This window comes from Mycobacterium sp. 1245852.3 (assembly GCF_001669335.1).
Classification (GTDB): Bacteria; Actinomycetota; Actinomycetes; order Mycobacteriales; family Mycobacteriaceae; genus Mycobacterium; species Mycobacterium europaeum_A.
This window is the reverse complement of sequence record NZ_LZLL01000232.1, coordinates 1-8,678: the sequence shown is the minus strand read 5'-3', so window position 1 is coordinate 8,678 and position 8,678 is coordinate 1. Positions and strand designations below refer to the sequence as shown.

At 68.3% G+C, this 8,678-nt stretch carries 8 protein-coding genes and 1 pseudogene; 8 read left to right on the top strand and 1 reads right to left on the bottom strand.

Going from position 1 to position 8,678, the window contains the following annotated elements; all coding sequences use genetic code 11:
* Nucleotides 1-385: pseudogene (locus tag A9W96_RS10445) on the bottom strand (hypothetical protein); the annotation flags it as partial.
* A gap of 213 nt (nt 386-598) precedes the next feature.
* On the opposite strand from A9W96_RS10445, the gene A9W96_RS10440 reads away from it, so the two are divergent.
* From A9W96_RS10440 to A9W96_RS10405, 8 genes are all read left to right on the top strand, one after another.
* On the top strand, nt 599-1,696 hold the full coding sequence (locus A9W96_RS10440) for a ferredoxin reductase (RefSeq protein WP_066866480.1): 1,098 nt from the start codon (nt 599-601) through the stop codon (nt 1,694-1,696).
* Between the two features lie 16 nt (nt 1,697-1,712).
* On the top strand, nt 1,713-3,119 hold the full coding sequence (locus A9W96_RS10435; protein WP_067023184.1) for an acyl-CoA desaturase: 1,407 nt from the start codon (nt 1,713-1,715) through the stop codon (nt 3,117-3,119).
* A gap of 105 nt (nt 3,120-3,224) precedes the next feature.
* On the top strand, nt 3,225-4,541 hold the full coding sequence (locus tag A9W96_RS10430; protein ID WP_082972127.1) for a molybdopterin-dependent oxidoreductase: 1,317 nt from the start codon (nt 3,225-3,227) through the stop codon (nt 4,539-4,541).
* Nucleotides 4,534-5,040 carry a hypothetical protein gene (locus A9W96_RS10425; protein WP_067139513.1) on the top strand — a complete coding sequence of 169 codons (507 nt, stop codon included), beginning with the start codon at nt 4,534-4,536 and terminating at the stop codon, nt 5,038-5,040. The genes A9W96_RS10430 and A9W96_RS10425 overlap by 8 nt, the downstream gene beginning before the upstream one ends.
* 85 nt (nt 5,041-5,125) lie before the next feature.
* Nucleotides 5,126-5,425 (top strand): hypothetical protein, encoded by a 300-nt coding sequence (locus tag A9W96_RS10420; RefSeq protein WP_067139510.1) that lies wholly within the window; start codon nt 5,126-5,128, stop codon nt 5,423-5,425.
* Nucleotides 5,426-5,461: 36 nt separating this feature from the next.
* Entirely contained in the window at nt 5,462-7,084 is a 1,623-nt protein-coding gene (locus A9W96_RS10415) for a class I adenylate-forming enzyme family protein (RefSeq protein ID WP_067139507.1), read from the top strand.
* A complete protein-coding gene (locus A9W96_RS10410) occupies nt 7,071-7,844 on the top strand; it encodes a class II aldolase/adducin family protein (RefSeq protein ID WP_067139505.1) in 774 nt (257 codons plus the stop codon). Before A9W96_RS10415 ends, A9W96_RS10410 begins: the two co-directional genes overlap by 14 nt.
* A 110-nt stretch (nt 7,845-7,954) precedes the next feature.
* Nucleotides 7,955-8,678: amidohydrolase family protein (locus A9W96_RS10405; RefSeq protein WP_156765191.1), on the top strand; the 724-nt coding region annotated here is incomplete at its 3' end.

The window sequence follows — 8,678 nt, the reverse complement described above, 5'->3', positions numbered from 1 at the left end:
CCGGCCCGGCGGCCAGGGCGAGGGCGACCAGGCTGAGGCAGACCACCCCGACGGCCGTCCATTCCGCCGGCGACAGCCGCGCCGACAACACCCAGGCGGCCACCACGCCGGTCACCGCGATCGAGGCGGCCAGCGCCGCCGCGACGACATAGATGGGCACCAAGCGCAGCGCGGCGACTTGGAGCGCAAACCCGGCGACGTCGAGCCCGACCCCGGCCAGATAGCGCCATTGCCGCACGGCGCGCAACAGCAGGACGGCGTCGACACCCGAGCCGCTGCCGGCTTCCACCGAGCGGGTTCCGGCCGCCTGCAGCACGGTCGCCGTCCCGTAACAGAGCGAGCAGCCCAGCGCGAGGAGGAAGCCGATCAGCACACCCACCGACATTAGGCGCCGCTGCACAGCCGAACAAACGTTTGGGCATCGCGCACCCGGGGCACCTCAGAGGTGTCTGACGCAACAGCCCTAACGCGAGTACACCGCAGCCAGTGAACGGCTATGTCTGGCCTATGCGCGCGTTTGGCACATGTTTAACCATGTGCAACAACAGAATTCAATTCGATGTTTGGTGTCGGTGTACAACTGTGTACTCTAGGGGACATGGCTGAACGCGGCGCCGAGCCCAACGTCCCATGGGGGCGGCGGTTGTTCCTGCGCGCGGTGCGACGGTTGTTCAGCCCGTTGCAGCCCGACGACTACCTCGAGATGATCAACCCGCTGTGGACCACCAAGGAGCTGCGCGGGAAGGTCGAAGGCATCGAGGCGCAGGGCTCGGAAGCGGCCAGCGTCCTGATCCGCCCCGGATACGAATGGCCCGGCCACAAGCCCGGTCAGTACGTGCGGCTCGGGGTGGTGATCGACGGCGTCTACCATTGGCGCGCCTACTCGCTGACCTCGGATCCCAGGCCGGAAGACGGCCTGATCAGCGTGACGCCGAAGAGGGTCGACGGCGGCGCCGTGTCGCCGTATCTCGTGCACAAGATTCAACCGGGCGACCTGGTGCGGCTGGGCGAAATCGAAGGCGTGTTCACGCTGCCCGAGCCCCTGCCGGACAAGATGCTGTTCATCAGCGCGGGCAGCGGCATCACGCCGATCATCAGCATGCTGCGCGACCTCGATCATCGCGACGAAATGCGCGACGTGCTGGTCATTCATTCCGCGCGGACCCGCGAGCAGGCCATGTTCCTACCGGCGCTGGAAGAGCTCGAGAAACGCCACGAGGGGATGCGGCTGGATCTGCGCCTCACCTCCGAGCAGGGCCGATTCACGCCCGGCGACCTGGACGAAGCGTGCCCAGACTGGCGTGAGCGCGAGGCATTCTGCTCGGGTCCCGGGGAAATGCTCGACGCTCTGATCGAACATTGGGAAGAGCACGGCGACTGCGACCGCCTGCACTTCGAGCGGTTCCAACCGAAGATCGGCGGCGACGCCAACGCCGGCGAGGGCGGCGTCGTCTGCTTCCTCGACAGCGACAAGGAAGTCGAATGTGACGGCGGCACATCGATTCTCGAGGCCGGCGAGAAGGCCGGTCTCAACCTTGCCTATGGCTGTCGCATCGGAATTTGCCATACCTGCGTCGGGACGCTGAAGTCGGGCAAGCTGCGTGACCTGCGCTCGGGTGACGTGATCGAACCGACCGGACAGGACGTCCGAATCTGCATCAACACCGCCGAGGGCGACGTCGAACTCGAACTCTGATCGAAAGGAGCGGCTCGTGACAACTGCCGTGAAGAATGCCGCTGACAATCCGCTCGGCCGCTTGAGCGAACAAGAACTGGAAAAGCTTGCCAAGGAATTCGACGCGATTCACGACGAAGTGTTCGCCGACCTCGGCGACCGCGACCGCCGCTACATCAAGAACGTCATCTCGGCGCAACGACAGATCGTGGTGGCCGGCCGGATCTTGTTGCTGGCATCCCGGTCGAAGACCGCGTGGCTGCTGGGCACCGCGTGTCTGTCCATGGCCAAGATCCTGGAGAACATGGAGATCGGCCACAACGTGATGCACGGCCAGTGGGATTGGATGAACGATCCCGACATCCACTCCTCGGTGTGGGACTGGGACACGGCGTCGACTGCGGAGTCGTGGAAGCACTCGCACAACTACATCCATCACACCTTCACGAACATCCTGGGCAAGGACAAAGATCTCGGCTACGAGATCATGCGGATCGACCCCAACCAGAAATGGGCGCCGCGGTATCTGGGCCAGCCGATCTACAACCTGCTCCTCACGCTGCTGTTCGAGTGGGGCGTGGCGGTCCACGACATGGACATCGATGCCATCCGCAAACGCGAGAAGCCGTGGTCGGAGGTGCGCAAGGACCTGAAAGGCATCGGGGTCAAAGCCCGGGCGCAGATCGTCAAGGACTACCTCGGCTGGCCGTTGATCAGCGCCGGGGCGTTCGGGCTCACCCAGTTGGCGTTGGGCGGCCGGCTCGAACAGCCGTCGCGGTCCCGCATCGCCAGGAGGCTTCGGCGGGTGTCCACGGGCGGCCGCGCCGGCGCCGCCGCGGGCTTCCTCGACAAAGTCGCACCCGGCGTCGAAAGCACCTACCTGCGCACCCTGGCCGCCGACGCGCTGGCCAATGTCATCCGCAACGTGTGGGCGCACGCCATCATCTTCTGCGGCCACTTCCCGGACCAGACCTACACCTTCACGCCGGAAGAGGTCGAGGACGAGACGCGCGGCGGCTGGTACGTGCGTCAGCTGCTCGGCGCCGCCAACATCGACGGCAGCCCGCTGTTCCACATCATCAGCGGCAACCTCGGCTATCAGGTCGAGCACCACCTCTACCCGGACATGCCGAGCAGCCGATACTCGGAGATCGCGCCGCAGGTCAAAGAGATCTGCGAACGCTACGAGCTGCCCTACAACTCCGGCCGCTTCTCGAAGCAGTGGGCGATGGTGCACCGCAGCATCTTCCGGCTGGCGTTCCCGGGCGGAAAGCCCCGGCCGAAGCCCGGTCCGTACCACGGCAACGTGCATCGGCCCGATCCCGAGCGGCTCAGCGAGGGCACCCGGTCGCGCGACCGGGTGCCCGCCGAGCATCCCTCCGCCGGTCCCGAACACGACTCCGGTGGCGTCGAGGTGCAGCCGCCGCCGCGGGGCAAGGACTGACCCGCACCCACCGCGCGCCGCCGAACTGAACCCAATTCGCTGCCCCGTCGTGGATCATCATCGATGGCACGGTAAACGCGGTCGGTGACCGCGGGTGAGGGGCGAATGAAGCCGACGCGCACGACCGGCACACCCGCCACCGATGACCTCGAAGCGACGAGAGATCCGGGCGGCCCATGCGCCCGGCTGTGGCGCAGCCCGCTGCGCGGACCCTGGCTGACCTCGGTGTTCGGTTCGGTGCTGTTGATGACGCTGCCGATCGTCATCCTGACCGGGCTACTGTCCTACATCGCCTACGGGCCGCGGCTCGGCCAGGCCATCCCCGCCGACGTCGGCTGGCTCAAGCTGCCGACCTTCGATTGGCCTACCCGTCCGTCGTGGTTGTATCGCCTGACCCAGGGGCTGCACGTCGGGCTCGGGCTGGTTCTCATCCCGGTGGTGCTGGCCAAACTGTGGTCGGTGATCCCGCGGCTGTTCGTGTGGCCGCCCGCCCGGTCCATAGCCCAACTGCTGGAACGGGTTTCGCTGCTGATGCTGGTCGGCGGCATTCTGTTCGAAATCGTCACCGGCGTGCTGAACATCCAGTACGACTACATCTTCGGATTCAGCTTCTACACCGCGCACTATTTCGGTGCCTGGGTGTTCATCACCGGCTTCGTCATGCACGTCGCGATCAAGGGCCCGCGGATGTGGGCCGGCCTGCGCTCGATCTCACCGCGTGACGTCCTGCGCACCGGACGTGCCGGCACCAGAGCCCAGGCATTTGAACCGGACGGGCTGGTCGCCCCGGAACCGCGCCCCGCGACCATGAGCCGTCGGGGCGCTCTCGCGTTGGTGGGCGGTGGCGCGCTGTTCATGGCGGTCATCACGGCGGGCCAGACGCTGGGTGGCTATGCCCGGCCGGCCGCGCTGCTGCTGCCGCGAGGGCGCACCCGCGGGTCCGAGCCCAACGGCTTCGAGGTCAACCGGACGGCGACCGCCGCCGGCATTTCCGCCCGGGACACGGGGGATGGCTGGCGGATAACCCTGACCGGCGGCCCCCGGCCGGTGGCGCTGGATCGCGCGGCCCTGCTGGCCATGCCGCAGCACACCGCCGTGCTGCCGATCGCCTGCGTCGAAGGCTGGTCGACCACCCAAACCTGGACCGGCGTGCGACTGGCCGACCTCGCCCGACTGGCCGGCGCGCCCGCACCGGACTCCGCGCGAGTGTCCTCGCTGGAACGATCCGGCGCCTTCGCCGCCGCCACACTGCAACGCAACCAGGTGCTGCACCCGGACGCGCTGCTGGCGCTGCGGGTGAACGGCGCCGACCTGTCCCCGGATCACGGCTTTCCCGCGCGCATCGTCGTGCCCGCGCTGCCCGGCGTGCACAACACGAAATGGGTGGCTTCCATCGCTTTCCGGGCGGCCGGGCATGCGTAGCGCGTTCACCAGGATCTACGGATCGCACCCGCTGCACCTGCTGACCATGATCGCCGGCTTTGCGCTGTTGGGCTACGTCGTCGTCGTCATCAAACCGGCCACCCTGTGGAACCCGCACGTCTGGTGGCAATCGATCATCGTCTGGTTCGCCGCGGCGGTCGTCGCCCACGATCTGGTGTTGTTTCCCGTCTACGCCTGCGCCGACCGGCTGCTGTCCCGCGGCCGCGCCCAGGCCTCACCGCAGCGTGCCGACGCCGGGGTGCCGGTGCTCAACCATCTGCGGGTACCGGCGCTCGGTGCGGGCCTGACGCTGCTGGTGTTCCTGCCCGGCATCATCGGGCAGGGCGCCTCCACGTACCGGGCCGCCACCGGTCAGACCCAAGACCCGTTTTTCGGCCGGTGGCTGCTGTTGACCGCCGCGATGTTCGCGGTCAGCGCCGGGATCTACGCCGCGCGCCTGGCGATGGGCCGCCGGCGGACGCGGCCACGCCGCGTCTAGCCACCGAGACGCTGCCCCGCCGGTTCCGCGCCGAGGTAGCCGCGCGACCTGCGCGATCACCGGCCGCCAACTACTGTTCTGCCCTGTGGGCACCCCGGGCGCCAAGACGCGAGCCGCGCTGTGCGGTTGTGTGACCGCGCTCGTCGTCGCGGTGGGTTTCTCGCCCCGCGCCGCGCCGGCCGCCAGCGCCTCGTCGTCGGTCGTGACGCCCGCGCCGCCTGTTCCCGGCGGCGCCCTGCCGGTGCACCCCATCGGGGGAGGCGGCGGCTGCATCATCGGCCTCAATTGCGGCTGCGCGCGCAACGCCACCTGCCCCTCCCCACACCCGCGCCGCCCGAGCGCCGACAAGAACCAGCACGCCGCGCCCGCCCCGCCGAATCCCTAGCGCCGAACCCGCGGGTGGCTTTCCTATCATTTGGTGATGAGCGCCGGTGGGCTGAAACCCGTGGGTTCGCCGGCATTTACCGACGAGGAGTCGGCCCGCTTTCATGCCGCCGGCTGGTGGAGCGGGTCGACACTTTCGGATGCGGTGCGGCGAAACGCCGAACGCACCCCGGAGCGCCACGCCTACGTCGACCATGGCGGGCCGGCGTTCACCTGGCGCGGATTCGACACTGCCGCAACCAGTTTGGCTGAGACGCTGGCCGGAATCGGCGTGGCCCGCGGCGTGCGGGTGGCGGTCTGGCACGGCGACTGCGCGGCCATCCACGCGCTGTTCGTCGCGATCGAACGATGTGGGGCGGTGGTCGTCGGCATCGGTGCGCGGGCCGGCACCCGGGAGGCGACGGCGATTCTGCGCACCGCCGGGCCGAAAATCCTCATCAGCGATCCGCCCCGCGCCGGGGCGGCCGCGGACGTGGCGAGCGAACTGCGGGTGCCCCGGCTGGTGTTGGGCCACGAGGGCGGGACGCTTCGCCTCGACGTCGACGCAGAACCCAGGGCGCTGGACCGAGACGCCCAACTCGGTCCCGACGACGTCTTCCTGATCAACTCGACGTCCGGCACTACCGGGCTGCCCAAGTGCGTCGTGCACACCCAGAACCGTTGGCACTACTTCCACCAGAAAGCCGTCGCCAATGGGCGACTGACGCCCGACGAGGTGTTCCTGCCCGTCATTCCCACCCCGTTCGGGTTCGGGCTGTGGACCAGCCATACCACCCCGATCCACCTCGGCGCCACCGCGGTGCTGCTGGACCGGTTCACCACCGCGGCCACCTGCGCGGCGATAGCCCGGCACCAGGTCACCGTATTGTGTTGCGTCAGTACCCAGTTGACGATGCTGATGGCCGATCCGGCCAGCCGCGGTTACGACCTCAGTTCGCTGCGTGTGGTGTACACCGGCGGGGAGGCGTTGCCGTACCGGCCCGCGGCCGAGTTCGAGGAACTCACCGGCGCCAAGATCCTGCAGTTCTACGGTTCCAACGAAACCGGGATGCTCAGCGCGACAACCCTCGACGATTCGCGCGGGCACCGGCTGCGCACCGCGGGCCGGCTCATCCCCGAAATGTCGGTCCGGTTGTTCGACGGGGACCGCGACGTCACCGCCACACGGCGCGGCCAGCCCGCCTGCCGGGGACCGGCGACGAGCCTGGGCTACCTCGGCGGCACCGACCACGACAAGCTGTTCACCCGCGACGGGTGGATGCGCATGGGGGACATCTGCGAGATCGACGCCGACGGTTACCTGCGGGTCACCGGGCGTACCTCCGATTTCATCGTGCGCGGCGGCAAGAACATCAGCGCGAGCCAGGTCGAAGACGCCGTCATGACCCATCCCGCCATCGCGATAGCGGCCGCGGTCGCCATGCCCGACCCGGTGTTCGGCGAAAAGGTCTGCCTCTACGCCGAACTCACCGACTCCGCGTCCGTCGACCTGCCGGGGCTCGTCGAACACCTGCTGGCGCTGGGGGTTTCCAAGGAACTGCTGCCCGAACGCCTGATCGTTCTGGACGAACTGCCCCGCTCATCCGGCGGAAAGATAGCCAAAGGCCGCCTGCGCGAGAATATTGGAGCCAGAATGGAGGCCGGTCATGAACGCTCCTAACGCGCGGCGCGGCGGATTGGAAGTCTGGGCGCCGTCGGTGGTGCCGCCCATCGGCGTCGACCTGTCCAGCGAGCAGGCGTTGGCCATCGCCTTCCGCCACCTGGCCGGCATCGGGTTCGCCGAGAACATGGCCGGGCACATCACCTGGCAGCTCGACGGCCAAACGGAGATGTTCGTCAATCCATGGGGGCTGTGGTGGCAGGAGATCACCGCGTCCGACATCTGCGTCGTCGACGCCGACGCGCGCGTGATCCGCGGACGCTGGGACGTCACCCCCGCCATCCACATCCACACCGAGCTGCACCGGGTGCGCGACGACGCCCGCGTGGTGATCCACAACCACCCGTACCACGCGTGCGTGCTCGCCGCGCTGGGCCGACTGCCCGAACTGGTGCACCAGACGGGGTCGCTGTTCCTCGACGACCTGTGCCTGGTCGACACCTACGACGGCGAAATCGACAGCCCCGCGCGCGCCGCGGAACTCGCGGCCCGGATCGGCGGCGCCAACCTGACCATCCTGGCCAATCACGGCGTCATCGCGACCGGCCGCAACCTGCCCGAAGCCGTCTACCGCGCGGCATCCATCGAACGCGTCTGCAACCTGGCCTACGACGTCCTGCTCACCGGCAAGGACCCGGTGGCGATGAACTGGTCGGACATGGCGGGCATGCAGCGCTCGCTGATCGAACGGGCGGCCGATGTCTACTGGGCCGGGGCCGCGCGCATGACCATCAAGGCCGACCCGGATGTGCTCACGTGACCGTCGAGTGTGCACTCACGGCGGCGACACGCCGGCACACGCCGCCCCCACCGCACGCTGAACACCGTCAGTTCACACTCAACAACGCCGCGCCGCAGGGGGATTGACGCGTGAAATCGATCGACGAGCTGGCCACCGACCTGAACTTCACCACGGCCAAGACCGGCGCCCAGCGCTCGGTCACCTTCCTGCCCGACCCGCCGCGGGCACCCCGGCGCTACACGGTGATCTCGGTGGACGATCACATCGTCGAACCCCCGGACACCTTCACCGGCCGGCTGCCCCGCAAGTTCGCCGACCGGGCGCCGAAAGTCGTCGAGACCGACAGCGGGGGACAGACGTGGGTCTATGACGGCAAGGAACTGCCCAACGTCGGCTTCAACGCCGTGGTTGGACGGCCGGTGGCGGAGTACGGCTTCGAACCGGTCCGGTTCGACGAAATGCGGCGGGGCGCATGGGATATCCACGCCCGCATCAAGGACATGGACCTCAACGGCATCTACGCCTCGCTGAACTTCCCGTCGTTTCTGCCGGGCTTCGCCGGGCAGCGGCTGCAGCAGGTGACCGGCGACCGCGACCTGGCGCTGGCCTCGGTGCGGGCTTGGAACGACTGGCATTTCGACGTCTGGGCGGGGTCGTATCCGGACCGGATCATCCCCTGCCAACTGCCGTGGCTGCTCGATCCCGACCTCGGCGCGAAGATGATCCGCGACAACGCCGAGCGCGGCTTTCACGCCGTGACGTTCAGCGAGAACCCGGCGATGCTGGGGCTGCCCAGCATCCACACCGACCACTGGGATCCGCTGATGGCGGCCTGCGCCGAGACCGGCATCG

Coding starts and splice junctions, on each gene's coding strand:
- A9W96_RS10440 (WP_066866480.1), top strand. CDS start 599: ATGGCTGAACGCGGCGCCGAGCCCAACGTCCCATGGGGGCGGCGGTTG.
- A9W96_RS10425 (WP_067139513.1), top strand. CDS start 4,534: ATGCGTAGCGCGTTCACCAGGATCTACGGATCGCACCCGCTGCACCTG.
- A9W96_RS10430 (WP_082972127.1), top strand. CDS start 3,225: ATGAAGCCGACGCGCACGACCGGCACACCCGCCACCGATGACCTCGAA.
- A9W96_RS10410 (WP_067139505.1), top strand. CDS start 7,071: ATGAACGCTCCTAACGCGCGGCGCGGCGGATTGGAAGTCTGGGCGCCG.
- A9W96_RS10415 (WP_067139507.1), top strand. CDS start 5,462: ATGAGCGCCGGTGGGCTGAAACCCGTGGGTTCGCCGGCATTTACCGAC.